The sequence below is a fragment of the Pseudomonas asuensis genome (assembly GCF_014646755.1).
Classification (GTDB): domain Bacteria; phylum Pseudomonadota; class Gammaproteobacteria; order Pseudomonadales; family Pseudomonadaceae; genus Chryseomonas; species Chryseomonas asuensis.
The window spans coordinates 1-26,968 of sequence record NZ_BMNW01000020.1; the positions used below are offsets into that span (position 1 = coordinate 1).

The window sequence follows — 26,968 nt, forward strand, 5'->3', positions numbered from 1 at the left end:
AGTCATTAAAGGTAGCGATTTAAAGGTGCAGTCATATAAGTCGTTTTACCTATTTATCGCTACACCTGAAAGGCCCATTTTAGGTGTAGTCGCTGGGGTACACCCTAATAACTACAGGTAAAGCCTTAACGTCCATTGGCACATATTTAGCAAACCGCGCACTCATTCAAAATCTTGGCGTATGCCTATGCACATGAGTGGGGATGCCGCAAATGATGATTAGCTTTGGTTTTCTATTGGCTCTCATTGGAACCTTGTGTTTGCTATTCGGATTTGCCGATCCAATCGCACTGTTATGTGGATTTGGATCCCTCTCTTGCTCCGCTCCGATGATGTACGGAGCGATTCTGAACAAGAAATCCAGAAGCTGGAGGCAAGAAGAAAATTAGGTCCTGCCTGAAAAAAATTTCCTTAAGCAAATCCTTATGCGCGCTAGAGCAGCCATGGCTTCGAAACTGTGGGGAGCTTCTCGAGACGGGTTTAAGTAACTAAACAGCCGCTCGGTGATATTGCGCCTTCGGTAGGCTGGTCGGTTAGAGAGTCTGGACAGGCTGAGGTAGATCCTAAAGCCATTACAGTACTGTAATTATCAGCCAACCTCGAGCATGAAGGTTCCGTTGATGGCGGTTGGTGTGCGTGGAACCTTTGTCGCGGGTTTGATCACTTAGGGTCTATCCCATCAAAGGACCATACACATGCGGATTAATGATTGTAGTCCTAGATATGAGCAAAATTACTTGTCTCCGTCCATTACCTCTACTGAGAAAGGACAGACTTTCAGCGCTAACCGCATCCCATTGATAGACGAAAACCGTCATCTCGCGCCTCTTGTAAATGTAAGTTTCGCTGCAAATTGCCCAGCAGAACTCAGGGAAATCGCGCCCTATGTGCTCCGCGCCTTCAGCGCGATCGCTAAGCCAGGCTTTAATACAATCCATATCAAACCGCTTACTGATGTGGCTGAGGAAAACGATGGCACTACCACAGACGGTACTACTGAACCTCACGTAGCGCAGCGTGCAGTGACCATTGAAATCGCAGGCTATGCTGAGCCAGAGCTATCACATGACCAGAAACTGGCGCGTTATGCACTAGATCTGACGCATGAAGTCTTTCTGCATGGCGGGTATTACTTTGAAATGTTCGAGAAGCATGCACGGGGTAGCAAAGAGCGTTATAAAACCGAGGATGAACAGCATCTTCCGATCGTTTATCCTCCTAACACTCACAATCCTTATCTAAATGATGTAAGGCACGTACTTCAATACTTGCCTAATCGAAAGGCGCTGCGTGTAGAGTTCTTGAAGGCTTATACAGATGATGTCTACTCCCACATGGTGAATGACTTGCCTGAAGGTGCTCAGAAACCTGTACAACAGTGGCTAGAGCATCTTGAGAACATGGCTGAAGACCCGTGCAATCCTATATGGGCTGCGTTAGCGATAAGCCAGCCGCGCACTAATATCTCTCAGGTACTCCTGAATGACTTTGATAATCAGCAGCTTTCAAAGCTCAGGTGATCCTTCATTATGCTCTGTCTGAGAAATCAACTCACTAAGCTGCCATGTCTTTTCCAAGCGGAGAGTTTAGATGATCGGGCGTTATCAGCTGGATAATCAATCATGGGAGCGGATCAGCGATCTGATTTCTCATAGGCAGCAGCGGAGACGGCGCTGCAAGAATGATCGCTTGATGCCCTGCGGCATTTTTAGTGCTGTATGCAGGTGCTAAATGGCATGATCTGCCGGATCACTTCGGAGCCTGGCAGACGGTCTACAGCCGTTTCCGTTTCTGGCGAGACCGCTCGCTGTTTAAGTTTCTACTCTGAGCTGATTCCAATGCTCTGAATGGCTGGTCGCGCAATGGAGTGATCGACGAAGTCAACGCGGGCTGGAAGCGTGCCGCACAGTATGCGCAAGCACCCAGTCACTTAGAACTCCGATGAGGTGTCTGCTTACGGAAGGAAAATGTACGAAAACTTTTTAGGCACCCGTGGGACGAGAAATATCTAGTCCAAGTCGAGCAACGCGGGGCGCATGTTAGATTGAGGCAATAGGCATTAAGACCGGAACGTAATAAGTTGCCTTCTAAAACTTGTCCGGCTTTTAGAGGAAATTTTCCTTAAAACGGTCAACTCCCCGTATGTTCTTCTGATCTGTTGGGGCTGTTTCTGCGCTACAGAAGAGCTACGCGCAACGAATTTTATGGTAAATCAACACAGTAATTTTAGTTGCAGGGACATATCGTAAAGACAATATTCTTAATTAACTGCTTTTGAGTCAAAGCAGATTCTCAAATTTAAAATGACTAACCGCAATTAGCACCATTTTTTAGCAATTAAAGTTTTGCCTAAGATGTAATAGGAGAAGCTATCAATAATGTCACTTACCACGCTGCGTTTGGTCGGTATACGCTAGATTGGCGTAACTCTAACGTTGCTTAACTTGCCCCACCTAACTGAAAGGTTGCAGGCTCGGTCTCCCGCCTGTGACACTACATAGATCAATGGATTAGCTTTTTCCTCTCAAAGTATATATCTGAGAGTGCAAGGTGGGTACAAAGGGATGTCGACCCTCGCTTTAGGCCCAAATTTAGCTGGGCCGCTGGTTAGGGATCTCCCTTTTGCCATCCGTTATCAATTTCGATTACAGGGGTGTGTAGATGAGTCGGGCTCCTAAGCGTATCTATTGTTTCCGGACGATGAATCAAGCTGGAGAATTAGTTGACGTTAGCAAAGTCATGATCGACATCTCAGATGCGCTTAGCATTGGCGAGAGTGAAATCCGTCTATTTGAAGATGTTGTACGAATTCAGCGATTTAAAGACTCTGCAGTAGGTAGACTTTATCACCTGGCTCGCTACTCTCCAGGTACCCGAAGCTCAACGTTGACGCCTAAAGCAAATGGGAAGCTCGACACCGAAGGTAGTCTCGGCGCACCAACTGGGAAGGAATTCAAGACAGGTGAATCCTATCTGCTGATCAATGAGCATAATGTCCTGTTTTGCGGACACGGCCTTACTTACCAGAAATGTGCGGGATACATCTTCCGACTAATCAAGGACCAAGGATACGACGTTGAGCCTATAACGCTCCATCCCTCAAGCAACATTGACAAGGTTATGATCCTCAACGCCCAAGGTGCGAAGTCAATTCGGTTAAATGTGAATGCTTACAAACTCAGCGTACCAAAAGCAAACACAGGATGGTTTGGCGAGGTACTAGCTTCTGTGGGCGAAGAAGTGAAAGCGCTAATCAGCAAAGACCCAAGTCGCTCACAGGAGAAGTCATTGGAGGATATGACGGTCGCGCTCGAAATTTCACTCGAAGGTAACTCCAGAGCTACTGTTGAGTCGAAGGACACCATCACAGATCTAGCGAATGAGGTGCTTTCCGATGACGATTCGCCAGTTGATAGTTTCACTATTATTACGCGAGATGGCACTCCGATAACGAGTGAGGATGTCAAGCTACACTCCGCTATCTTAGTCGAGAAAAAAGGCACTTCGCTGGATCATGTGCAGATTTGGGATGGAATGGTTAAGTACTTCGGGCAGCTCAAGAAACAAAAACTGCTGGAGCAATGATGGATATTGATTGGCGTCGAGTTTTGTTCTTCCTAGGAGCAGCCGGCGTGAGTATTTGGTGCGGGTGGCATGGGCAGCCGCTGGTTCATGAAAGCGATGACGCCAGATCAATGATTACCGACGTGTTTTCGATATTGGCTGGCTTTCTAATGACTGTTCTAACGTTACTCATTGAGCCCAAGCCCACTGCAAAAATCTGGCGTGAGGCGGCTTCAAAAAAGACAACCTTCGTCAACCGCATCATCCGCTACAAATGGTTATTTATGCTTTATTTAACTGTGCTTGGGATGGTGTTTGCTGCCAACCTCTTGGATAAAAGCAAAGACTACACATACGCCCTTGTCTGGCTGGAAAGATCTTACCTGACGCTTACTACTTTAGCGTTCATCATCTCATTGACGCTACCCAACCAGTTGATGCAGCTTCAAGTAAGCAGGTACAACGAGATGATCGATGAAAAGAGAAAGCCTGATCCTGAAAAAAATTCCGGATCTAATTAGCTCTTATACTCAGTAATATCTTTGTTGAGCATTACCTCCATAGATCAACCTCCAATTCAAAGGCTCTGACGGGACATTACTGTTTAGCTGCTACAGCCTTGGACCGCGTATCAATGTCTTTAATGATCGGTGATACAAGCTGTTTGCAGCGCACTGGGTCGAAGAACGACTCGGTCTAAAGTGTTCAGCCAAGGCTGAGTCATACAAGCTATCCAGAACGGATGCCCTGCCCAATGACAAGCTATCGTTAAAGGTAAGCTTGGAGCTGTTTGCTAAGAACGGCTTCAAGTCCAAGGAAAGCCCGCAGCCGAGCATGGGTAAACCTAGTGTAGGTAAAGCCAGCAGGAAAGGGGCGAAACGAGTCGACATGTTAGACTCCTGGGCCAGATTGCCTGGGTGCTACGGTACGGGTAAAAGGCAATAGGCTGTCCTCTAGGATGCCTAGGCTAGTAAAGGATGTTGGAGTTCATGGATAAAAAGCAGCTATCCGAGCGGGACATTTGTACCAAGTTCATCACGCCAGCCATTGAACAGGCGGGATGGGATATCCACAAGCAGGTCCGCGAGGAAGTCAGCTTTACCAAAGGCCGCATTATCGTGCGAGGTAAGCTGCATAGCCGTGGCGAGTCTAGGCGGGCAGATTACATCCTTTACCATAAGCCAAACCTACCCATTGCGGTTATAGAGGCCAAGGATAACAAGCACACTGTTGGCCACGGCATCCAGCAAGCGCTGGCTTATGCCGAAGCGCTGGACGTACCTTTTGTCTTTAGCAGTAACGGCGATGGTTTCCTGTTCCACGACCGGAGCGATACCGGTACCCAAAAGGAAACCCATCTGAGCCTGGCCCAGTTTCCAAGCCCTGACGAGCTCTGGCAGCGTTACTGCCAATGGAAAGGCCTGAGAGGCGACGCCCAGCAGAAGGTTGAGGCGCCTTACTACGATGACGGCTCAGGCCGCATGCCACGCTATTACCAGACCAACGCCATCAACCGTACGGTAGAAGCTGTTGCCCGGGGTCAGGACCGCATCCTGTTGGTGATGGCTACCGGAACCGGCAAGACCTATACGGCGTTCCAGATTATTTGGCGGTTATGGAAGTCCAAGCAGAAGAAGCGGATCCTGTTCCTGGCTGACCGGAATATCCTCGTTGACCAGACCCGGAACAACGACTTTAAGCCCTTCGGCCAAGCAATGACCAAGATCAGCAAGCGTCAGATCGATACCTCGTATGAGGTGTATCTGTCGCTCTATCAGGCGGTGACGGGTAACGACGAAGAGCGCAATGTCTACAAGCAGTTCTCGCCAGACTTCTTTGACCTGGTAGTAATTGATGAATGCCACCGGGGAAGCGCCGCCGAGGATTCAGCCTGGCGTGAAATCCTTGAGTACTTCAAGAACGCGACCCATGTTGGCCTTACCGCAACGCCCAAGGAAACCAAGGAGGTATCCAGCATTACTTACTTTGGGGAGCCGGTGTATAGCTATACCCTAAAGCAGGGTATTGAGGATGGCTTCCTGGCCCCTTACAAAGTCGTCCGTATTGATTTTGACCGAGACCTGCAGGGGTGGCGTCCGCCTAAGGGCATGGTCGACAAGAATGGGCAGTTGATCGAAGACCGGATCTATAACCTGCAGGATATGGACCGCACCCTGGTTATCGAAGCCCGAACGCAGCTGGTGGCACAAAAGGTCACGGAGTTTCTCAAGGCAACCGATCCTATGCAAAAGACCATTATCTTTTGCGATGACATTAACCACGCTGAGCGTATGCGTGAGGCTTTGGTTAACCTTAACCCCCAGCAAGTGGCCAAGAACCGTAAATACATCATGCGGATCACGGGCGATGAGCTAGAGGGCAAGGCTGAGCTCGATAATTTTATTGACCCTGAGAACCCCTACCCCGTTATTGCTACCACCAGCAAGCTGATGACCACGGGGGTGGATGCCCAGACTTGTAAGCTGGTGGTACTTGATCAGCACATCAAGTCAATGACCGAGTTCAAGCAAATCATTGGCCGTGGTACCCGGATCAACGAGGAGCACAACAAGTTCTGGTTCACCATCATGGACTTCAAAAAGGCTACCGAGCTCTTTGCTGATCCGGCCTTTGATGGCGAGCCTGTCGTAATCTATAGCCCTGACGGCGGCGAGCCTCCTGTTCCACCGGAGGACCCTACCAAGGAAGGTGATGGCGTTACTGCAGGCGGCACTGGCTCTGGTGATGTCGAACCTGAGCCAGAGGAAGGACAGAAACGTGTTAAGTACGTTATTGATAACCTTACCATCTCAGTGATTGGCGAGCGCGTCATGTATTACGGGCCTGACGGCAAGCTCATCACCGAATCACTGCACGACTACACCCGCACTTGCGTGAAAAAGCAGTACGCCTCACTTGATGATTTCTTACGTCACTGGGGTACCGCTGAGCAGAAGAAAGCCATCATTGATGAACTGGCCAGTCAGGGTGTCCTGTGGGAAGCCTTGGCAGAAGAGGTCGAGAAGAAGCGCGGTGCAACGCTAGATCCGTTTGACCTGATCTGCCATATAGTCTTTGACCAACCGCCACTCACCCGCAAGGAGCGCGCTGAACAGGTCAAGAAGCGCAATTACTTCACCAAGTACCAGGGCGAAGCACGGCAGGTGCTAGAAGCCTTGCTGGAAAAGTATGCGGATACCGGTATTGAACACATCGAGGACATTAAAATCCTGCGGCTTGATCCTTTCCGCTCACTAGGTTCCCCCGTAGAGCTGTTGAATGCATTCGGTGGCAAACCTGGCTATCAGCAAGCCATCCAGCAGTTGGAGCAGGCGCTATATGATGCAAGCAATGGGGCAGCTTGATGTCGTTTAGTGATTACATCGTGTATGTGGATGAGAGCGGGGATCATGGCCTCGCGTCGCTGGACCCGAATTACCCTGTCTTTGTCCTGGCATTCTGCATTTTTGCCAAGCAGCACTACAGCGAGCGGGTAGTCCCAGCGCTCCAGGCCTTCAAATTTCGTCACTTCGGCCATGACCTGGCCATTCTGCACGAACATGAGATCCGTAAGGAGACTGGGGACTTCAAGCTCTTCCGGAGTCGACAAGAGAAGAATGCGTTTCTGAGTGAACTGACCGTGATCATTGAAGAAGCCGACTTCACCCTGGTTGCCTGTGTGATCGAGAAGGAGCGGCTCCTTCAGCGCTACGCCTCCCCTAACAATCCCTACCATCTGGCACTTGCCTTTGGCCTCGAGCGGGTCTATCGATTCCTGGAAAGCCAGGGGCAAGGTGATCGGCTCACGCATATTGTCGTGGAATGCCGAGGCCGGAAGGAAGATGACGAACTGGAGCTTGAGTTTCGGCGTATCTGCGACGGCGCGAACTGGTTTAACAAGCCCCTGCCTCTGGCTATTCGCTTTGCCGACAAAAAGACCAACTCAGCCGGGCTACAGCTAGCCGACATGGTTGCCCGTCCCATCGGCTTATCGGTTTTGCGCCCCGACCAGCCAAACCGAGCCTATGATGTGCTCCGCAAAAAACTCTATGGCGGAGAAAAGGCAGGATGGGGATTAAAATGCTTCCCCTAAAAAGCGAAAGGCCCCGGTGATCACACCGAGGCCCAGACGCCGACCGGGTAACTCCCAGTCCATTTGTACCTCATTCTACCAGAAATAATTCACTGGCCAAGGTGCTTGGTCAGAAACAGGATGTTCCATGTCTATCAGCTCTACGATCAAATCTATCCAGGACATCATGCGCAAGGACGTAGGTGTCGATGGCGATGCTCAACGTATTGGTCAGCTCGTGTGGATGCTGTTTCTCAAGATTCTTGACGATAGAGAGATGGAGTGGGAGTTGTTTGATGAGAGCTATCGCTCGCCATTGCCTGAGAGCTGCCGGTGGCGTACCTGGGCGGCAGATCCGGAAGGTATCACAGGCGATGAGCTGAAGGATTTCATCGATAACAAGCTGTTTCCCGAGCTGCAAAACCTGCATCAGTACAGCACTACCCCTATGGCCTATGTAGTCCGTGGCGTTTTTGAAGACGCCTACAACTACATGAAGTCAGGCCAGTTGATCCGCCAGGTCATCAACAAGATTCAAGAAGGCATTGATTTCAACCGTGCTCAGGAGCGTCATGAGTTCGGTAACCTCTATGAGCAGCTCTTGCGTGACCTGCAGAGCGCGGGGAATGCCGGTGAGTTCTACACGCCGCGCCCAGTTACCGAGTTTATGGTACGCATGGTAGGTCCCAAGCTGGACGAGAAGGTAATGGATCCAGCCTGTGGTACGGGCGGCTTTCTAACCTGCACGATCGAGCACAAGCGTAAGCACTACGTTAAGACCGCTGAAGATGAGCAAACCCTCCAGCACAGTATCTTTGGCGTTGAGAAAAAGCCGCTGCCGCACCTCTTGGCTACGACAAACATGATCCTTCATGGGATCGAAGTACCTAATCAGGTACGCCATGACAATACGCTGTCCAGGCCGCTTACCAGCTGGACCTCCAAAGAGCGTGTGGACTGCATTGTGGCGAATCCGCCCTTTGGTGGCATGGAAGAAGATGGGGTCGAAAACAACTTTCCTACAGCCTTCCGTACACGCGAAACCGCTGATCTTTTCCTTGTACTGATCATGCATCTCTTGAAAGACGGTGGTCGCGCTGCAGTGGTACTGCCGGACGGCTTCCTGTTTGGTGAGGGCATCAAGAGCCGCATCAAGGAAAAGCTCCTAACTGAATGCAATCTGCATACGATCGTTCGCCTGCCTAATGGTGTATTCAACCCTTACACCGGCATCAAGACCAATCTGCTGTTCTTTACCAAGGGCACGCCGACCAAAGACGTGTGGTTCTACGAGCATCAGTATCCAGCTGGCTATAAGAACTACTCCAAGACGCGCCCCATGCGCATTGAGGAGTTTGACATTGAGGCAGCCTGGTGGGGTAGCGAGGCAGATGGCTTTGCCACACGGGTAGAGAACGAGTTCGCCTGGAAGGTCAGCCGTGAAGAGCTTGAAGCGCGTAACTGGAACCTCGACTGCAAGAACCCACATGTGGGCGAGCAAATCAGCCACGACCCGGACGAATTATTGCGTGGCTACGCGAGGCTTCAAGGCGAAATCACTGATCTACGTGAGCAGCTCAAGGCTGTGCTGTCAGAGGCCCTGGAGCGTCAGGTATGAACATGCTTAATGAACCAGGCATGGCTTCTGAAACGACAAGCCCATCGAGCTTGTTGACGGACCTATCGCTATTGGCCGGCGCACCAAATGGAATACAGAAGCTACGCGAGCTGATTCTGGAATTGGCCGTGCGTGGCAAATTAGTGCCGCAAGATCCTAATGACAAATCTGCTGATTTTTGGGTAAATCAAATTGAAAATGAAAAAGCTAAACTAGTCGAAGCTGGTTTGCTTAGAGAAACGAAAAGTCCTTCGAAAGTACACTCGAGAGAATATCTGACTGTATTACCGGAATCATGGCAATGGGTAACTCTGACTGAAATCATACTAGGCATGGATTCAGGTTGGAGCCCTGCATGTGAGGCCACTTCCTCGCCTAACGATGAAGTTTGGGGAGTACTTAAAACTACATCTGTACAAATGTTTAAGTATCTCCAAGGAGAAAATAAAGAGCTACCTGCTCACCTAAATCCTCGTCCAGAGGCAGAGGTTAAGGCCGGCGATATATTGTTTACCCGCGCGGGTCCGATGAATCGGGTGGGTATTTCATGCCTAGTTGAGAGCACAAGACCTAAACTTATGATTTCGGACAAGATCATCCGATTTCATCCGGTAGAGGCAGGGGCATATGGGCGATATATCGCTCTTTGTCTAAATACAGGGGAAACAGCTCAGTACTTGGCAAAAGCCAAGTCCGGCATGGCAGCCAGCCAAGTAAATATTTCACAAGAGAAATTGAAGCTGGCACCTATTCCACTGCCTCCACTACCAGAACAACATCGCATCGTCACCAAAGTCGATGAGCTGATGGCCCTATGTGACCGCCTGGAAGCCCAGCAGGTCGACGCCGAAAGCGCCCACGCTCGGTTGGTACAAGCGCTGCTCGATAGCCTTACTCAAGCCTCTGACGCCGATGACTTTGCCGCCAGCTGGCAGCGCTTGGCTGAGCACTTCCATACACTGTTCACCACTGAATCCAGCATTGATGCCCTTAAGCAGACCCTGCTGCAACTGGCTGTAATGGGCAAGCTGGTACCGCAGGATCCTAACGATGAGCCGGCTGCTGAGTTGCTCAAGCACATCGCTAAGAAAAAGGCACAGCTAATAACGGAAGGAAAAATCAAAAAGCAGAAGCCTCCCGTGGAGATTAGTCAGGAAGAAAAGCCTTTCAATTTACCTAAGGGATGGGAATGGGCGCGATTTGGAAATATTTGCTCTATCAGTAGCGAGCTGGTTCGCCCAGAGGACTTTCCTGAGCTGCGCCAGGTTGCACCAGACTGTATTGAAAAAGGCACAGGGCTACTTACCAAAAGACGAACAGTTAAGGAGTCAGGGGTTAAAGGTCCTAACAATAGATTTTATGCAGGACAAATTATCTATTCGAAAATACGTCCCTCTCTGTCGAAAGCTATTTTGGTTGATTTTGAAGGCCTTTGCAGTGCTGACATGTACCCTCTGGACGTATTTATTGATCCGCAATTTCTGCTGAATGAAATCCTTTCCGAAGTGTTTCTTCGTCAAGTTAGAATTGCGGAAAACCGAATCAAAATGCCGAAGCTAAATAAGGAAAGTCTGGCTAGCTTTGTGCTGCCGATCCCGCCTCTTCTCGAACAACACCGCATTGTCAACAAAATCTATCAAATAGTTACCCTTTGTAATCAACTCAAAGGCCATATACGCCTAGTCCAGCAAGTGCAAGTACGTCTGACTAATGCCTTAGTAGGACAAGCCGTAGCTTAAAAGGAGAACGCAGGGATGCCTATTCGTACCCAAATCTGGACTGTCGGAGCACAACCGGAGCTGTTGAAAGGTGCGCAGCTCGTCAGTGAACAATTGCTGGAGGATATGATTGTGCAGGCGCCTAGCCTGCTGTCAGATGACTGGATGCTCATTGGCCGACAGGAAAACACCGGCCACGGCGGACGTATCGATCTGCTGGCCCTTGCTCCGGATGCCTCATTAGTGCTGATTGAGCTCAAGCGCGACCGTACTCCACGTGAGGTGGTCGCGCAGGCACTGGATTATGCCGCCTGGGTGGAAAAGCTTAAGGCTGAGGAAATTGCTGCTATCTATCGCCGCTTCAAAGCTGGAGGCGATCTGGTAGCCGACTATCAGGCTCGCTTCGGTTCGGAATGGAGCGAGGAAGCTGTCAACCAGAGCCATCAGATCGTAATAGTTGCTGCTGAGCTTGATGCCAGTAGCGAGCGCATCGTTGCCTACCTGAGCGAAAGCGATATTGCTATTAATGTGTTGTGCTTTCAGGTTTTCCAATTAGGCGACCAACAACTGATCAGCCGCGCATGGTTGCGTGATCCAGTGGAAACCCAGCTCAATGTAGTCAGCAAGCCCACTGGCACCAATGAGCCCTGGAATGGCGAGTACTACTGCTCCTTCGGAGAGGGGCCTAGCCGCTCCTGGGAAGATGCTGTGGAGTTCGGCTTCATTTGTGGCGGCGGAGGTAGCTGGTACAGCCGCACCTTGCAATTGCTGGAGCCTGGAAACCGCGTATGGGTCAATGTACCAAGGCAAGGATATGTTGGCGTGGGCCAAGTTACTGGCCGTGCTACCTCTGCCGCAGAGTTCTACGTAAAGACCCAAAGCGGCATAGAGCGGCCCGTGCTGGAAGCAGCCACTCGTGCTAATTATCATCCTGAATTGGTCAATGATCCCGAGCACTGCGAGTATTTTGTGTCGGTTCAGTGGCTGCATACGGTTCCGCTGACGCAGGCTATTCGCGAAACAGGGCTTTTCGGTAACCAGAACACCATCTGCCGCCCTACAACGCCGCAATGGCGTATCACCGTAGAACGGTTGAAAGAACACTTCCAAATTTCGTAGTTGAGCAAGGATATTAGGTAGTTCTTTAGATATGTATCCGCTCGACCTCCCCTAAACTGATGTCATCGCGGCGCCGGTCATATAGCTGGGTCGTCTTGGTTGAGGAATGATTGGCCATGGCGGCCGCTATTTCAATCGTGCCCCCATTTTTGAGATACGCCGTAATTCCCGTGGCTCGGAAGGTATGGTTGCCGATTTGGGTACCGATCCCTGCGGCCTTAGCCCGCCGACGTACCATGGCGTGGGCATTGGACTGGTGCAGAGGCGTGTTGCTGAGCTGATCAGTCCCACGCTTTATAGTTCTAAAAAGTGGCCCTTTAGGGTCATTACCAATACCGGTCTGGTCCAGGTATTCATGTAGGTACTCCTCCAGCTGATGATGGCAGGGCATCTCATGCCGTTTGCCGCCCTTCTCTTTCAGCCGCACCCACAACCGGCGATTCTGGATATAGAGATCCTCTACCTTCATCGCCAGCGCGGCGCCGATACGGGCAAAGGAAAACACCATCAGCCCAATCAGGGCGCGGTCTCTAAGCCCGGCCGGTGTACTGACATCGATGCTGTCCAATAGCTGCCGCGCTTCCGTGGCGTCTAATACAGGTGTCTTGCCCTGACGTGCCGTGTGCCGTGGCCCGCGCACCGAAGCAGCGGGATTCGTAGGAATTACCTGTCCTGTTACCAGCCAGTCAAAGAGATGCTTGAGTGCCGCCAAGCGCTGCTTAACCGTGGGCGCCGATACCTGTTGCGAGAGCAACTCAATCCAAGCCGCTACATGCAGGGGCTGCACCTGGGTAATGGAGCCGACTCCCACTTCCTGACACCACTGCAGGAAATCTGACACCGCTCGGCCATAGGCGCGTCGGGTATTTGGATTACGGATATTGGAAGTGAAAAATTCCAGGAAGCGAAGCTGCGCGTGATCCCCCGCTTCATGGATGAGTGCCGGCAGCGGAGGCAGTGATGAGGTGGACAGCAGGCTGGGCAACATGGAATCTATTAATCTCGTCTTTCTAATTAGAAATTTTCATACAGGAGCCAAAACGACCCTTTCCCCCAGAATAGCTGAAAAGAGCGTTTGATAAAGGACATTATCAGATATATAAAGATTAAAATGGAACTTGCTACACTCGACGAGTAATACAAAAAGAAAAGCTTGACCTCAACTTAGAAAATACTAGTGCTCAAGCAGGTGAGTCGCTTAGTAGAGAGATGAAGAAAGTATGGGCAACCTTTACTCATTGGCTTTTGTAGAGTTGAGTAGATTGAAGCTGATATGCTTGCTGATAAGCCATGAACGCAGCTCCTTCCCCTGTGGTTATGGTCAGTAGAGGCTGAGTGCACCACCACTCAGCCTCTATGTTGTTAATTCTTCAAAGCTGCGAACTTATGACGCCGAACGCCACCACGTCCAGCTCGAGGACTCATAGTACTAGCAACCCGTGCCCGGCGTAATCGACGCAGTCTATGTTGCTCCGACTGAGCGAGTACCTTTTCCGCAACCTCATCCATTACCTCGATCAATTCGGCTTTGAATATGGCCTCACGTTGCGCCTCTGTTAGGTGAATCAGATCTTCTCTCATGGCTTCTTCCCTTGTGTGGCTTGCTTTGCATATGAAATGGCTTCGTTCAGCCATTTGGTGAGCTGCCCCAAAAGCCGAGGAGCACGCTCCTTTAGGGCCGGATCGTTTAAAGGCGTGTCACGGATGTAGCCTTGCTTCTGCCAATCCAGAGCTAAGTGACTGAACGCACTAATGGCTTTGATTCGCTGCTGTGGGGTGTCGTCCAAAACATCTGCCGTGCATTTGGTGATCAGGAGCAAGCTGTTAAAGCCATGCCTGTATTTGGCTATTTCTTCCTGAGCCTGTGCTAGCTGCTGCTGTACTTGCCTAAGTTCAGCGGTGAGCTGCTCTACCTGTTGTTGACTATCTTTTAACGCAGGGTCCCAACGGCTAACGGCTTCGTTGAAGCCCATTTCGTACCCTTTGCGCCGTCCAGCTACGAAGCCATCAGCATTTGCGGTGTAGTCATAACTCATCTTATGCCCCTTAATTATCTACATCCCTTATCGGTGCCACACCCTGGCCATTAGCAAGCAAGAGTGGTGGTTTTGGGCTAGTAGGTGGTTGTTTCTCTGCACTGCCGCTGCGATAGCCTGCGACGTGTTGGGCTGCGGTTTTTGGTACGCTCGGTTGTGGTCCCCCCGAACTTAGGCCGCGATTTGGCCCATGCTTTTCTGTGTTTGTCCGCATTTGCTCGGTTGCTTGGGTTTCGCCCATCGACGAAATACCAGCACCAATCCACTTCAGGACAACATCAGGCAGGCTTTGAGAGAGGCCGAAAATCATGTACATGATCGGCAGTAGCAACAGGCCGTACATCACGAGCCAGTTACGCCAAGAGAAGAATTCCATCAGCCAGCCTAACGACTCCGAACTGGTGACAATTGCTTCACGCATGGCCCAGAAGGCTTTTGAGATATACATCAGCACGGGGTTAGCGATTGCCATTGCGGCAAATAGGCCAAGGATGATCAGCGCAGGCCGAACAAACAGGGAAAGCAGGAGCAGATAACCCTGCGTTTGAGAGCCTACGAAAGTGCGATCCGGGGTCATATGCATGATTGCCCATAAAGGGGCGGCTATCGCTGATTGGAAGACAGCAAGCAGCCAACCAACACAGGCAACCATAAAGATGGTGTATGGGAGGGAAGGCAGAAATACACCAAAGTAAAAGGCAAACAAGTCTAGCCATACGAGCATCTTGGCGACAGGTTGTGCCAAGTGTCTTTGTACCCATTGCAAAAACGTATCGGCTAGCGGTACGGCATCAACTGAGGTTCCCATAAACGAGACTGAACCAACTACCGCAGCCGCTGCTTTTAGCCCTGTAATCGCAGTGTCTACGTTGCTAACGATTGCATTGCCGGTGCTGCTCATTAGCTGGGCGATATCGCCAACTGTCTTGATCCGTGCAATTGCATCAACGTCACCATCGCCACCGATGAGCGAGGCTGTAACCCGAGACATTCCCCAGCCGACAAAATTGCTCATTAGGCTATCGCCACGGCTGCCCAACGTATCAATGTTTAAATCATCCAGACTAGAGGGTGCAAACGTGGATTTGAAATCAGATACGCGGGGCGCCGTAGCTCCAGTGTAATTGGAGGCGTTGGCCGCTTTGCTAATTATGGTGTTGTAGGCCGTAGTGTAGGAGTTGTACGCCAAGGCTCCACGAGGATCGCGCGTCAGGCTTGTTAAAGTTGGCAATGTGGCAAACGCTACAGGCTCAGCGTAAATTTTGCCCATTTCCTCTCTTATACCGCTGAGGCGTTGATAGAAGCCGCCCGCCATCATCCAGCCGTCGCTGGTAGTGTCCTTTACGTACGTTTGCATAATGCTATTCAACGTGGCGTCTTGGACTATCTGCTGGGTTAGGGCAGCTGTCAGCGTATTTTGGGCTTCATTAACAATGATGTTTAGTTGGTTGCTTTTAACGGTGTCCCAACCTTCTTGGTTTATGTCAGTAGGCCAGGTGTTAACCCATGCTTTAATGTCAGCCATAACTTTGTTTATGGCTGTAATCTTGGCATTTAGTGCGGCAATACGCAGGGCATACATAGCGTCGGTATTGCTCTTGATCTTGGTCGGGTCATAGATCGAATCGACGGTACTGGTTGTTTCTAAGCTCTCCGGCACGTTATAGGTATAGGTCTTTAGTGAACCACACAGCGGCGCACTACCAGCTAGGTTCGATTTAGGGTTGCGGTCACGGATGTAGTAGATCGAGGCGGTTCTATCGCTGTTCTCTTCGAGAACGACATCAGGCGTGCTTTTAGGGCTCACGTAGGTTGATACACTGGTGTCGTATCGATCTCGATAAATACTGTTTACTGTTCGTTGGCAGTAGGCCGTTGCTAAGTAGTTCTGCGCAAACTCTCTTATGTCGTAGAGAGGATAATTGGGATTCGGCTTGGCTTCGGAACCAAGGCCAATTTGAGCACTTACGTTCGTTAGTGCTCCGCTGATAATCCCTGCCTCAACGCCTATCTTGTAAAGCCCATTTGAGAAGCCAACCCCCCAGAGCGCAATCATTAAAACGATCAACTGGATAAAGGAGTAACCAGAGGTCGTGGGCAGTAGCACACCCGCCCCGCTTACGATTCGTATAGGCGTCCAAAGAGACGACCAGTTCTTACCTAAGGCCTCGCCATCGTTCGCGGTATTAAGCGCGCCCATTACAGCCACATACGAAACGATGAGACCGCCAATGATTAGCAGCCCGCTCCCGAAGTAGGCAGACATTGATGCTAGGGCATTTGAGCTTGCATCCACGGCATTAGGATCTGCACCTGCCGTGAGCTTGTTAATGACTGGTCCAAAAATAGTGCTCAGTAAATTAACGCTAACGTCTGAGCAGTTTTCACCGCTGTCGCTGGTGTTACAGGGGGAAAAAGGCATTGATCCAGCCATGGCAAAGACTCTCGATTGATCTTGCTGAAAGTCTATGCTTGACTGAGGCGTCTTACAAACCGCCTCAGTAAAATCCAATGCTAAATAGCCGCTTTTGGTTTACGGTAGAAAGTAAACCTGAAGGTTTTTAAAATTAATAAGTAATTGATATATAAAGATAAAAACCGTTCGTCGGATATTATTTATAGTTTTGTAGTCAAAAAGCACGCGAAAATGGGATGGTTTCACATTCTCTTCTAACGGAAGCATCGTGCGATTCAAGACAAACACCTACATAAACAAGTCGGCAGGCGGTATTAGGGTTCAGGGAAACACAGCCCTATGCATTCGCTACCACTTTATTGACGGGAAGCGACTGGACGAGGTTATTGGTGTGATTGATCGCTGGGCAGATGAACTGCCAGAAGAGATCAAAAGCCTGATGACCGAAAAGGAAATAGACGACTGGAAACGTTGGAAGGATCGTCAGGAAGGCCGATTTAGAGAGGCTCAGCTTAAGTCCGCCTCCGAGGCCGTTGTTAAAATCATGATGGGCGCTGCTCAAGCTCACCTCGAAGGTATCCATCCTTTTAATGCTGAGAGAGCAGCCCAAACATGGTCAGCCATTAATAAGCTGGCAATATTGCTTGAGTCATCTGGGTTTCCAATGCCTGAAAAATTTGGGCCAGTAACGGAGGACATAAACCCCTACCCAGCTATCCCTCTGAGTGTAATGGTCGGGGGCGGTCTGGAAAGAGAGTACAAGACATTGGCAGACCGCTATGAGCGGCTTAGAAAGGAAGCGGTAAAGCTTAGAAAAGAACTTAAAACTAATACTTAAGCTACCTGGTGACCCTGAGGCGGAGCCTCAGGGTCACCAGGTAGCAGACAAGCGAAGCGCGTCAGTTAAAGATCCATATCCATATCTCTATCCTTGCGCTTTTGGATGGCTTTCTCTTCTTCCTCGGCCTCTCTTAAGCTTCTCTGGAATTCTCTCTCAGCCTCTTCATGAATTTGAGCTATCTTGGCCGAAAGCTGTAGTCTTTCCTGTACTGATAAGCGTTGGCTACTTACCGGTTTTGGTTGCTCTATTTCTATTTTATTTTCTGTTTCAGGCTTGGTCGGTAGCGATGCCGAAGATTTAACCTCAAGGTTGGCGGCAGGCTCGACGTTTTTAGCCACTTGCTCATTACTTTTAAATAGTGCTTTTTTTAGCGTCAGATGCTCTCTAAGGTTGTTAATCAAACCTTTGAATCCTGACTTAGACAGTTTTTGATCTCGTAGCTTGCGAGCCTCATCCAACTGGATGATTTCAGCTATGGCATTAGGGATTTCACGGTTAATTACTTCACGGCTTTGTGAAAGCTCAGTGCGTGCCTTTCGAAACTCGATCACCTTGCCCCGATGCTCTGAATTTCGCCACTGACTAGGTAATTGCTTGCGCTCTGGTTCCAAACCTGTGTCGCGCTCAGCATGGCTGCGCATATCGATGCGTTGCCATGCTCCGGCCCGGTCCAAGTGCGCATTACACATGGCCTCCCAACGCCTACGCAGCTCCTTCAGCTCGGCGGCGCGTTCGGTCTTCGTCAAGGTCTGGCCCGCACTTGGGCCATAGCCCTTGCGTGCGCCGCCCCTCTCAGGAGATTTAGAGTTATAGCGTTTGAAGTAGATGGCTGGGTCTCGATCAATACCGTCGACCTGCCGCTCACTGAACATTAGATGAACATGAGGCTGCTCTTCACCATCGCTAGCTAATGGCGTATGGATTGCCCATTGATAGGCGTGCCGGTTACCAATTTCCTGCTGTACAAATTGGCGTACTAGATCAGCACGTTGCTCGTAGGTTAATTCTCTCGGAAGAGCAATCTCCATCTCTCGATAGGTTGTTCCATTAACTCGCTCGAATTGATCCGCCGCGCTCCAGAACTCTTGCGGATTGAGCTGCGCCCAAGCTGGCATGTTTCCATGTTCCTTGGCTTCTAGTTTTTCGCCACGTTCAAGTCTGCCCTGGTACTTTCCTTCTCTAGCAATATAGGCAGCATGAGGCCCGGCCTTTCCGGATTTTCCGACCTTCATGCTTAGCCTTGCTATCGCCATATTATCGACACCGTATCGTCAGCTCATGGTCGCTGCTTTCTCTAAGAGAAAACAGCGGACTGCTCTTTGCTTTTGTCCCTTTAGGGACCGCGCGTTTCTCGATTTATCGAGAAACAACTAAGCGCGCCTTCCAATTCTTGGAAGGATACCGCAGTGTGTGCCAGTGTCGAAAATTTCACGCTAAACTCCAAATGGCTACAGAGAGCTATTAAGGCTGGGAATCATGAGAAGTGAATGGCTAGATTCAAGAATTGCGTACATTGAAGGATTGAAGTCCCCTACTGATTCCCAGCGCCTTCTCGTCATGCTGGCCCGCAAAAATGACCGGTCAACAGAAGAGGCTCGCAAGCTGGCACTGCTTGTGAGAGCAGAAAAGGCAGAAGTGAGAGCACAAAAGGCGAAAGCTGATGTAGCCCGAGTGATGAACGCGGAAAAGCTTAAGGCCCGAAAAGCACGGGATCGAGAGCTTTATAACAGCGCAGGGTTGCTCATATTGTCTGGGTTGGTGGACACAAAGACTGGAAGGCCTGTCATGGATCGAGGCGAACTGCTAGGAATGTTAATCCAGATACATCGTGGGCAATTCAGTGAATCTCAAAGGGCTGATTTCAAGAAGACAGGCGATGCACTGTTAGCCGCTAAAGGTACATAAGCAGATGTCTAGGACTATCTGAGCGTGAACAAGAGTATTCGGATTTCTGCAACTGCACCTGATCGCTATCTAGGGGGTATGGCGGCCTTAAATCTTCCTTCGCCTAGAGGGACAGGCGACTGGCACATGGAACAGACTTTCTTCCGGCAGAGGGAAACTCGCTCACGTTCTTTTATTTCAGGTAAAGGCTGTTTAACGGATACAACAGACTTGTTGGGCCAAGAAGGAATATATGATTGCTCTCAACTACTGGATGAACTCCAGATCGAGCATGAAGGCCCTACATATGCAGCGACTCATGCTAGAGCGATTGCTGACTTGGTACTTTCAGCTGTTTTGAAGGATAGAAAACCTGATCATCTAGAGCTTGATGACTGGATGCCTCATGATGAGGACAAGCAACAAGTTTACAGATTACTTGATAAAGCGGTCTCCAGACTGGACCTTAAGCATCAGGTTGACGTTAACGCTTGGATAGTCAAACAAAAGCAGAAAGGCGATAGCCAGCTTTAGGCAGTTAGATTGACGCCCTGCAAAGTAGCTCCATTATGGTCAGCAATACAGTCCTTCTCGGCTGGTCCACCTAGGCGGTAGAGCTGCTGAGATTTCCGGAACAGCCTCTTTCATGGTTACAACCACCCCTCCCGACGTCCTACCTCAGCTAACTTTAAAACCTCCAAGTAAGTATCTACTGACATAATTCCCGCATGCTGTAACCCCAAGAGATATGCAAAGAACTGCTCGTACATACCAGGCTCTCGCTTGCCCAGTTTGTTCATGTAGAAAGTTAAGCTGCCTACAAAGCATTCACCTCGATAGGGAATGATCTTCATGACCGTATTGATGAATACCACGACATAAGACTCGGCCCAGTCATCTGACAGGTCGAAATAGGGCAGGTTAGAGGGTGCTTTCTGAAAACCAGCTACTACTAGCTCGCTACTGCTCATTGAAATCCCTGCATAACGGCAAAATGTGTTTTATACCAATACCCCTAAGGGGGGGTACACCAACGTTAGCACTTATGGTGTTCGGAAGCGCGAAGAAACACTACTGTGGGGGTCATTTGTGTGGGGGGCTATTTCATATAAACTACTTTTACGCAGCGTAACGACCTCCCATAGACTAATGATCGACACGCTATAGGCGGGTTATCGACACACCATATGCAGGTCATTGTCAGATTAAGGTCATTATCAAGGTGCATCAGTCTCGCTGAACTAAAACGGCTGCCTTTTGGCGCGCTTCTCTTACCTTATATGCTAGTTCTGAGGTATCTAGGGATACAGAGCCATTCCTTACACTAAGCGTTTTTAAGGCGTTGGCTGCCCTGACAAAGGCTCGATCTTTTTCTTTTTCAAGCTCAGTTCTGTGATCACCGATCCCGAGCAGTTTTAAAAGCAGTGACATTGTTGATCCTCAGTAGCCTTTCATATTGATTACAGGCAAACGTAGTGCGCCGACCTTAGGCAGTGGCCTGAAAGTATAGACCCCAGCAAAGTCCGTAAATGATGAGGTGTCCTATGCACTGTGGCGACGGTTATCTATCTATGCCGGTATCGTAGAGCCCAATCTGCTGCAGGATTTAGATCATTAGCAAACCAGCCAGTAAGCCAGGCCTGCAGCTGAGGGCCCTGGCATGCCCTCTCATAAAACAATGCGCTCTGCCATTTTGATCAGCCTTTGGAGCTGAGTAGACAGGGCTGCAAACCTTTGTCAGGAAGCGGAACCTATGACTACAGAAAACCCCGACCCATTTTACGGCTACACCATTACACCGCGACCCGCTGAGGTTGGAGGCGGCTTTCAGCTGCTCTTCTATGAAGAAGAGGGACAACCTCCTATTGATGGAGGGATCTTTGATGATCACGACACGGCACTGGCAATAGCCTGTGTCTGGCTCAGCAGGGAGTAACCACAAAGAGGTACTCTCTAACCGGCAAAAGTAGCACTAGATTCCGAGCTATATCCGGTAGCTTTCCTCCCTGATGAACCATGGTATATCGCGTAACGCTATGCTATCTCCAGGCTTTGACGAACACTACTGATGGCTTCCTGTACCCGTCGGGTGAAATCGGAAGGCTCGCGGTAGGTCATCACCAGACGGTCAATGGCTCGGGTCATAGCGACATAGAGCAGGCGGGCCTCATCGGCTTCCGGCTCGCCTTTCTTAGGCATCTCGCCCAGGCACGGAATCATTACCAGGCCAAACTCCAGCCCTTTGCTCGAATGCATGCTGACCACCTTAACCGAGTCTTTCTCGCTATACAGTGCGCCGCGTTTGCTGGAGGACACACCCGACTGGTAAGGGATATCCGCCTGGGCCAGGACCCGCTCGATTTCCTTACCCTGGCTGGTGGTGCGGTAGATCACCGCCATATCGCTCAGCGCCCTGCCCTTGCCTTGCTCATCCCGGATCCGCTCAACCAGGCAATTCCATTCCTGCCAGGCGGAATCACAGCGAATAAGCTCGGGAAAGGCCCCTCGCCGTCCGGCACTCTCCGGGACCAGCACGGGTACGCCATCCTCGGCGGCTTCACGTCCGCTCAAGATCTCGGTTGCAAACCCGCGAGCCACCGACAGCACCTCAATGGTATTGCGGTAGTTGAGCTTTAGGATCGTGGTTCGCCCCTGGGCCTGAATCCCCACGCTAGCAAAGCTGAAATCCAGTCCACCCTTACCCGTCTTGCCGCGGTAGATCGCCTGGGCATCGTCATACAGGACCAGAAGCGAGTTGGTCTCTGGATCAATCATCTGCACAACCAGCTTGAACCACTCCGGCTGGAAATCATGACCCTCATCAATCAGCACCGCCGCATACTGCGCACGCGGAATCTGGCCACTGTCTACGCCGTTGATCGTGCTCTGGACCATCTGAGCCATGGTCTTTTCGACTGACAGGCCTCGCTCTGGGCGATCCAGGTGATAGGCCTTCAGCATGTCGGAACACCAGGCATGGAAGTTACGTACACTGACCTTTTCGCCCAGCCCTTTCTCTTCCATTACCTGACGTAGCCGCCCGGCCAGTGACTTGTTGTAGCAGAGCACCAGGATCGGTTTGGTAGACGCCTTAGCCAGATGCATACAGCGATACCCCAAGATCATGGTTTTGCCACTGCCGGCCACGCCATGAATAACCCGATGCCCTTCCCCTAGCGAGCGGGCCAGCTGCTCCTGCTGCAGGTCCATCACCTTGAGCAGGGTCGGAAGCGGCGCATCCTCCTGAGCAAAGAACTTGGCAGCCTACGGCTGCAAATTAGTTCGTGCCCGCTTCAGCAAGATATCGCCTGGACCATAGGAACCGTTGGGATGATATGCACCACGGATGAGGTTAATTTATCCAAGAGATCCAATCCATGCTGAGCCTCGTCATTACTCCCCATGGTGCCACGCCTGTATCTAATAAGGCCTCAGCGAGCGAGGCGAAGTCGGTTTATGCGCGGTTAACACCTGACGCCTACCGACACTTGATTACGAAATTCAAACAAGCGCTGACCACACCGGAGCGGCCGACCGGTGAGCCCGTGTTTCTCTATGACCGCACACCAGGAGAATTGGAAAATTTTCGTTCTTCGGACAGTTTTATTCTCCCTCATCACCTCAATCAAAAAGGCTGGGACACGCTGCACATTTCCGGCAGTGCCAGTATCGCCAGCTTGGAGCAAGTGCAACGCTTGCATCCTTCCCCCGGACAACCGGTCGTGGTATTGGATGTACGAGAGGAATCTCACGCGATCGTTGGTGGCTACCCATGCACCTGGCGGCTGGGCAACAATTGGGCAAACGTGGGTAAAAGTCGTGATGCTGTGATCGCCGATGAGCAATCTCGCATCGCTGCGCTTAAGCAGCAACCAACAGTGGAGATCATTCACCGCAAGGATGCCAAACATGGGCTGGAAAACCCTCGTAAGGTAGTGCTGAAGAGTCCGGATATCTCTAGTGAAGAAGACTTGGTGAAGTCCACGGGGGCGGAGTACCTACGTTTGATGGTAACCGACCACATGGGGCCGCGTTCGGAAGACGTTGACCTATTCGTAGCCATGCAGCGCACGTTGCCCAAGCACGGCCGGGTACATATCCACTGTGGCGTCGGGCAAGGCCGCACAGGCATCTTCATCGCTATGCATGACATGCTCAGGAACGCTCACCATGTATCATTTCATGACCTGATAGAACGCCAACTCGCGTTCAATCCGGGTCGCGCGTTGGATTTCAATAAGGATGTCACTCACGAAGGCCGCGCCAACTTGCGCAATGACCGCTTGGAATTCATCTTGCTGTTTTACGAATACGCCAAACAAAACCCCAAAGGAGCGCCACACTCATGGTCAGAATGGCTCGCTGATCCGACCACCCCCTATCAACAACGCTAACTGACTACCGCCTTGCTCCGGGGCAATTCCCGACGCGGATGACAAGGGCGCGTAGCCCTTGGTGTTAGAAATGTGGGTCCAGGGGGATCATCCCCCTGGTCGCCGAAGGCATCGGGGGCCCCACCACGCAATGCGTGGAAGTTGGGGATCCTTTTGAAATAGCCTGGTCATGAGAGGTGCTTTCGATCTGCACTGTTCTTTAAGGCTTTCTTACAGCAAAGCTGTGGTACCACTCGACCTGAAATTTTGCAGAAAAGTTAAAAAGAAGATCCCGCCCATAATGACCTCTCGCATTCCTTGCTCAATGACGATGTAAATGGTGTCCTATGCAGCAGAGAAAGGGCCACTCAGAGGCGCGCTAAGGGCGTTTTCAGCGTGATTTGCCTAAGTTGGCAATAGGGGCTCAGGCCGAGCGGTCAGCCGGCTTGTTGGCGAAGCAGTGTGAGGATGTCCTGATCGGACAGGTCGGGGTATTGTGCCTTTAGCTCAAGCAGCGATACCGCTTGTTGTCTCCGATCGGCTACGCTGAGCGCTGCGTATTGGGCAGCCAGTACCCTCTCCTCTCGGGTCTGGGCAGCGCGTTTGCGTTGTTGCTTCTGGTTATGATGGGTCAGCGCCTGGAGCGCTTCCATGTGCTGCCGCTGTTTAACGGCACCCAGCTTGCGGGTGCGTTCGTTCTTCTTGCGGGTGCGGGCGGCCGACAGGAGATGGCCAAGCCCCAGATCGATAAACAGCCGCGGGCGCAGATGGATCATGGTGCGTGTCATCCAGCGCACCCCATCCTTGAACAGGCGACGCTGCTTACGCCGTATATAGCCTGCCTCCTCGAGCGCTTTAAGTGTGCGAGAGACACGACAATCTGTCAGACCACCATCATCGACCAGGCGACGTTGCCGATTCAGACGGAAGTCACCGTTGCTGTCCATCCAGCCCAGAACCAGTGTGGCCAGATCAACCCGCGACATGAGCGACTCAGCGATGGCGGCCAGGGCGTCCCAGCGTTGCTGCTTGGTGCGGCAACCGCTTCTATGAATCCGGTCCAGACGCCAGAGCCAGGTGCCTGCCCGCGTCTTACATTCGGTATGGATACGTCGTGCGGCTTCGCCCAGGAACGTTTGGGCCTGCTTTTCGGAAAGCTTGCCGGGATTACGAGAGGCTATTTTTGAAGGCGATGATGGCTTGCCGGCGAAAGGCGCATAAAAGCCTGAGCCTGGAGCATCATGCTGTCGCTGTAGCGTGCCCTGTTTTAACGCCATGACTCACCGCCCCGTCGGCGGTGAGCATACGATAAATGGCACATTTTCTGGTTGCGCAGGCGCGCAGTGAAAGCCATAATCTGCTCACTGTGTGTTGAGTAGCGCGCGATCCTGCAAGAAAACTCGCTACTCAATGTTTAAAGCCCCGGCCTGCCAGCTGGGGCTTTTTCTTTTGTACTTGAGGCTAAGTGCTTGCCTCAGTCACCATTTTCGTTTTGGGTATCCAGTTATTGGTATCGACCTCAAATTGAAATATGCCCAAGTCTTGTAAGAACGATGCCGCTCCATCAAGACTTTTAAAATGTCGGATCCCGCCTCGTGCAACACCTAAAACGCGCTCAGTTGAACCCAAACGCACAATAATCACTAGTCCCTGCTCAGCTGCCTGGATGGACACATCAGACACGCTTCCTGCGGCTACTAACTCTCGCATCACTGAGGGTGGGGTAACACCAAGTGAATCGATGTTCACAGTTTATATCCTACTAAGTTATTCGATGCAAGATATCAGATCTTGTCATCACATCAAGCCATAAAATCAAAACAGGAACTAATATAGCTATCTATGTAGCTATATAGATAGCTATCTATATAGCATCGCTAGCTGTATCCCTTTAAAAATGCAGGCTCTAACAGCTTTCCTTTTCAATATGTGTAGATAGCTATATAGATAGCTATCTCTATTTAAGCTTTAGATAGTCTCGAAGAAGGCGATCAACTATTTCTGTTTCGGTTACCCGGCTTCCAGTTTTTGCGCTTTGTTGAGCTGCATGTAACTTCAATGCGTTAGCAACGTCCCAGCGAAGCCTAAAAATTTTCTGAACAGTAGGTTCTGGTTTGTATACCTCTGGTTGAGGGTTTTGAGCCTCTACCTGTACATTTCTGTCTGCCCGGTCAGCAGCCCCACCAGATAGAAAGTCATTAGGATCTTTAGCATTAGCTGAAAAAGCTGATAGATCTGGTTTTTTCCTCATTCTGTTACTTCCTTGAAAAAAGCTTCTATCTCAGCCATGGCCGCTTGGTCTTTGCCTAGCTCATGGACTGTCGCCCCTTCACCAATAGCTCGTCTAAATGCTACTCGCTCACATACCTTAGTAGGCAGCACAGAGAGTTGTTGCTCAGCTAAAAACTCCAGCATCTCAGCTGCGTCTTTCGTACGTGGGTCTACTCGTGTGAGAAGGACACGCACATCTAGATCTGGGTTGTAATCTCGAGCCAGCTCTACCACTGTCAACAAATCAGTCATAGCCGCTGCGTCCAGGTTGCTAGCCCCTACAGGGATTACAGCTCTTTGAGCTAACAGCAAAGCAGATCTAAGACCTACAGAGTCACGTCCGCCTGCATCAACGACCACGTGTTCAAACCCTTGAGCTAATTGCTTGCCTTCGCTCAAGATCGCTTTTCCAGCTAAACACGTTGTGGTAGGACTGATTTCATACTCTGGATTCTCTCTACGCCAGGCAGCCCAGCTTGCTGCACTAGCTTGTGGGTCACCATCGATTAGTAGTGTTTTGCCTTGGCGAGCTAGTAGAGATGCCAAGTGAATTGCTGTTGTAGTTTTCCCTACGCCACCTTTGGTGTTTACTACTGAAAAAATCATGCTTCCCTCCATCTTTAAGATAGATAGCTATCTAGCTATAACCTGCTACAGTTTTTTACAGCATAGGGCGGGGAATATACATAACCAGCATAGAGATAGATAGCTATCTTGATAGCTATCTATCTAGAAAGCTCTAGTTTCAGGCTTACCGAGAAGCACTACCCGTACTGTTTTTAGTGCAGCGTTAAAGAATGGGTTATCAAAAACACAGGACTTCATTTCTTGAATCAAAAGCAATAGGTTGTAACTGATATTTGTGAAGCCTAGAGCTTGGCTTCAGGTAGGAAGCAACAGAAGCCATCAAGCCCATAGATAGCTATCTAGCTATCTATCAAGTATTCAGCTCCTTCGCGTAATGCGTATTGAGTTAAATAACCAAGTAGGGCCCACCACACCTGTAGAAGCTTCAGCTAGTAATCTAGGTATAGCTAAGGGCTTACACGGCATAGC

General features: G+C 50.5%; 25 protein-coding genes. 14 read left to right on the plus strand and 11 right to left on the minus strand.

Annotated elements, in window-relative coordinates:
- The first annotated feature begins 737 nt into the window (after positions 1–737).
- The 9 genes from IEX86_RS23230 to IEX86_RS23270 all read left to right on the plus strand — a co-directional run bounded on the left by IEX86_RS23230 (position 738) and on the right by IEX86_RS23270 (position 12,091).
- Positions 738–1,520 carry a hypothetical protein gene (locus IEX86_RS23230; RefSeq protein WP_188868549.1) on the plus strand — a complete coding sequence of 261 codons (783 nt, stop codon included), beginning with the start codon at positions 738–740 and terminating at the stop codon, positions 1,518–1,520.
- 191 nt (positions 1,521–1,711) lie between these two features.
- Entirely contained in the window at positions 1,712–1,828 is a 117-nt protein-coding gene (locus IEX86_RS25860; RefSeq protein ID WP_373290481.1) for a transposase, read from the plus strand.
- An 833-nt stretch (positions 1,829–2,661) separates the two neighbouring features.
- Positions 2,662–3,585 carry a hypothetical protein gene (locus tag IEX86_RS23240; RefSeq protein WP_188868550.1) on the plus strand — a complete coding sequence of 308 codons (924 nt, stop codon included), beginning with the start codon at positions 2,662–2,664 and terminating at the stop codon, positions 3,583–3,585.
- Complete coding sequence (locus IEX86_RS23245; protein ID WP_188868551.1) at positions 3,585–4,085, plus strand: hypothetical protein; 501 nt, start codon at positions 3,585–3,587, stop codon at positions 4,083–4,085. The genes IEX86_RS23240 and IEX86_RS23245 overlap by 1 nt, the downstream gene beginning before the upstream one ends.
- Before the next feature lie 468 nt (positions 4,086–4,553).
- The gene (gene hsdR / locus IEX86_RS23250; protein WP_188868552.1) at positions 4,554–6,929 is read left to right on the plus strand and encodes an EcoAI/FtnUII family type I restriction enzme subunit R; all 2,376 of its coding nucleotides are present in this window, start codon (positions 4,554–4,556) and stop codon (positions 6,927–6,929) included.
- Entirely contained in the window at positions 6,929–7,657 is a 729-nt protein-coding gene (locus IEX86_RS23255; RefSeq protein ID WP_188868553.1) for a DUF3800 domain-containing protein, read from the plus strand. Before hsdR ends, IEX86_RS23255 begins: the two co-directional genes overlap by 1 nt.
- Positions 7,658–7,784: 127 nt before the next feature.
- Complete coding sequence (locus IEX86_RS23260; RefSeq protein ID WP_188868554.1) at positions 7,785–9,254, plus strand: type I restriction-modification system subunit M; 1,470 nt, start codon at positions 7,785–7,787, stop codon at positions 9,252–9,254.
- On the plus strand, positions 9,251–10,993 hold the full coding sequence (locus tag IEX86_RS23265; RefSeq protein WP_229685471.1) for a restriction endonuclease subunit S: 1,743 nt from the start codon (positions 9,251–9,253) through the stop codon (positions 10,991–10,993). Before IEX86_RS23260 ends, IEX86_RS23265 begins: the two co-directional genes overlap by 4 nt.
- 15 nt (positions 10,994–11,008) lie before the next feature.
- Positions 11,009–12,091 carry an endonuclease NucS domain-containing protein gene (locus tag IEX86_RS23270; RefSeq protein WP_188868555.1) on the plus strand — a complete coding sequence of 361 codons (1,083 nt, stop codon included), beginning with the start codon at positions 11,009–11,011 and terminating at the stop codon, positions 12,089–12,091.
- 25 nt (positions 12,092–12,116) lie between these two features.
- On the opposite strand, the gene IEX86_RS23275 is transcribed toward IEX86_RS23270, so the two are convergent.
- From IEX86_RS23275 to IEX86_RS23290, 4 genes are all read right to left on the minus strand, one after another.
- A complete protein-coding gene (locus tag IEX86_RS23275) occupies positions 12,117–13,079 on the minus strand; it encodes a tyrosine-type recombinase/integrase (protein ID WP_188868556.1) in 963 nt (320 codons plus the stop codon).
- Between the two features lie 374 nt (positions 13,080–13,453).
- Positions 13,454–13,672, minus strand: coding sequence for a hypothetical protein (locus IEX86_RS23280; protein WP_188868557.1), 219 nt, complete (start codon positions 13,670–13,672; stop codon positions 13,454–13,456).
- Positions 13,669–14,127: a hypothetical protein gene (locus tag IEX86_RS23285; RefSeq protein WP_188868558.1), complete on the minus strand. Its 459-nt coding sequence runs from the start codon at positions 14,125–14,127 to the stop codon at positions 13,669–13,671. The genes IEX86_RS23280 and IEX86_RS23285 overlap by 4 nt, the downstream gene beginning before the upstream one ends.
- Before the next feature lie 10 nt (positions 14,128–14,137).
- Positions 14,138–16,561 (minus strand): DotA/TraY family protein, encoded by a 2,424-nt coding sequence (locus IEX86_RS23290; RefSeq protein ID WP_188868559.1) that lies wholly within the window; start codon positions 16,559–16,561, stop codon positions 14,138–14,140.
- Between the two features lie 250 nt (positions 16,562–16,811).
- On the opposite strand from IEX86_RS23290, the gene IEX86_RS23295 reads away from it, so the two are divergent.
- Entirely contained in the window at positions 16,812–17,381 is a 570-nt protein-coding gene (locus IEX86_RS23295) for a hypothetical protein (protein ID WP_188868560.1), read from the plus strand.
- 65 nt (positions 17,382–17,446) lie between these two features.
- Here IEX86_RS23295 and IEX86_RS23300 read toward each other — a convergent pair whose 3' ends face one another.
- The gene (locus tag IEX86_RS23300) at positions 17,447–18,616 is read right to left on the minus strand and encodes a MobA/MobL family protein (protein ID WP_229685472.1); all 1,170 of its coding nucleotides are present in this window, start codon (positions 18,614–18,616) and stop codon (positions 17,447–17,449) included.
- A 244-nt stretch (positions 18,617–18,860) separates the two neighbouring features.
- Between IEX86_RS23300 and IEX86_RS23305 the strand changes: the two genes are divergently transcribed.
- Together IEX86_RS23305 and IEX86_RS23310 are read left to right on the plus strand one after the other, a co-directional pair.
- Complete coding sequence (locus IEX86_RS23305) at positions 18,861–19,289, plus strand: conjugal transfer protein TraD (RefSeq protein WP_188868562.1); 429 nt, start codon at positions 18,861–18,863, stop codon at positions 19,287–19,289.
- Between the two features lie 24 nt (positions 19,290–19,313).
- On the plus strand, positions 19,314–19,802 hold the full coding sequence (locus IEX86_RS23310) for a hypothetical protein (protein WP_229685473.1): 489 nt from the start codon (positions 19,314–19,316) through the stop codon (positions 19,800–19,802).
- A 116-nt stretch (positions 19,803–19,918) separates the two neighbouring features.
- On the opposite strand, the gene IEX86_RS23315 is transcribed toward IEX86_RS23310, so the two are convergent.
- Positions 19,919–20,239, minus strand: a complete 321-nt coding sequence (locus IEX86_RS23315) for a hypothetical protein (RefSeq protein WP_188868563.1) — start codon at positions 20,237–20,239, stop codon at positions 19,919–19,921.
- 782 nt (positions 20,240–21,021) lie between these two features.
- Between IEX86_RS23315 and IEX86_RS23320 the strand changes: the two genes are divergently transcribed.
- Entirely contained in the window at positions 21,022–21,204 is a 183-nt protein-coding gene (locus IEX86_RS23320; protein ID WP_188868564.1) for a hypothetical protein, read from the plus strand.
- 98 nt (positions 21,205–21,302) lie between these two features.
- Here the strand turns inward: IEX86_RS23320 and IEX86_RS23325 are convergent, their stop codons facing one another.
- Positions 21,303–22,478: a DEAD/DEAH box helicase gene (locus tag IEX86_RS23325; RefSeq protein ID WP_188868565.1), complete on the minus strand. Its 1,176-nt coding sequence runs from the start codon at positions 22,476–22,478 to the stop codon at positions 21,303–21,305.
- 167 nt (positions 22,479–22,645) lie between these two features.
- Between IEX86_RS23325 and IEX86_RS23330 the strand changes: the two genes are divergently transcribed.
- The gene (locus tag IEX86_RS23330) at positions 22,646–23,662 is read left to right on the plus strand and encodes a phosphatase domain-containing protein (RefSeq protein ID WP_188868566.1); all 1,017 of its coding nucleotides are present in this window, start codon (positions 22,646–22,648) and stop codon (positions 23,660–23,662) included.
- 416 nt (positions 23,663–24,078) lie between these two features.
- Here the strand turns inward: IEX86_RS23330 and IEX86_RS23335 are convergent, their stop codons facing one another.
- From IEX86_RS23335 to IEX86_RS23350, 4 genes are all read right to left on the minus strand, one after another.
- A complete protein-coding gene (locus IEX86_RS23335; protein WP_188868567.1) occupies positions 24,079–24,918 on the minus strand; it encodes a hypothetical protein in 840 nt (279 codons plus the stop codon).
- A gap of 184 nt (positions 24,919–25,102) precedes the next feature.
- Positions 25,103–25,390 carry a ParC family partition-associated protein gene (parC, locus tag IEX86_RS23340; RefSeq protein ID WP_229685474.1) on the minus strand — a complete coding sequence of 96 codons (288 nt, stop codon included), beginning with the start codon at positions 25,388–25,390 and terminating at the stop codon, positions 25,103–25,105.
- A 208-nt stretch (positions 25,391–25,598) separates the two neighbouring features.
- Positions 25,599–25,892 (minus strand): hypothetical protein, encoded by a 294-nt coding sequence (locus IEX86_RS23345; RefSeq protein WP_188868568.1) that lies wholly within the window; start codon positions 25,890–25,892, stop codon positions 25,599–25,601.
- On the minus strand, positions 25,889–26,518 hold the full coding sequence (locus IEX86_RS23350) for a nucleotide-binding protein (protein WP_188868569.1): 630 nt from the start codon (positions 26,516–26,518) through the stop codon (positions 25,889–25,891). Before IEX86_RS23350 ends, IEX86_RS23345 begins: the two co-directional genes overlap by 4 nt.
- Positions 26,519–26,968: the final 450 nt, after the last annotated feature.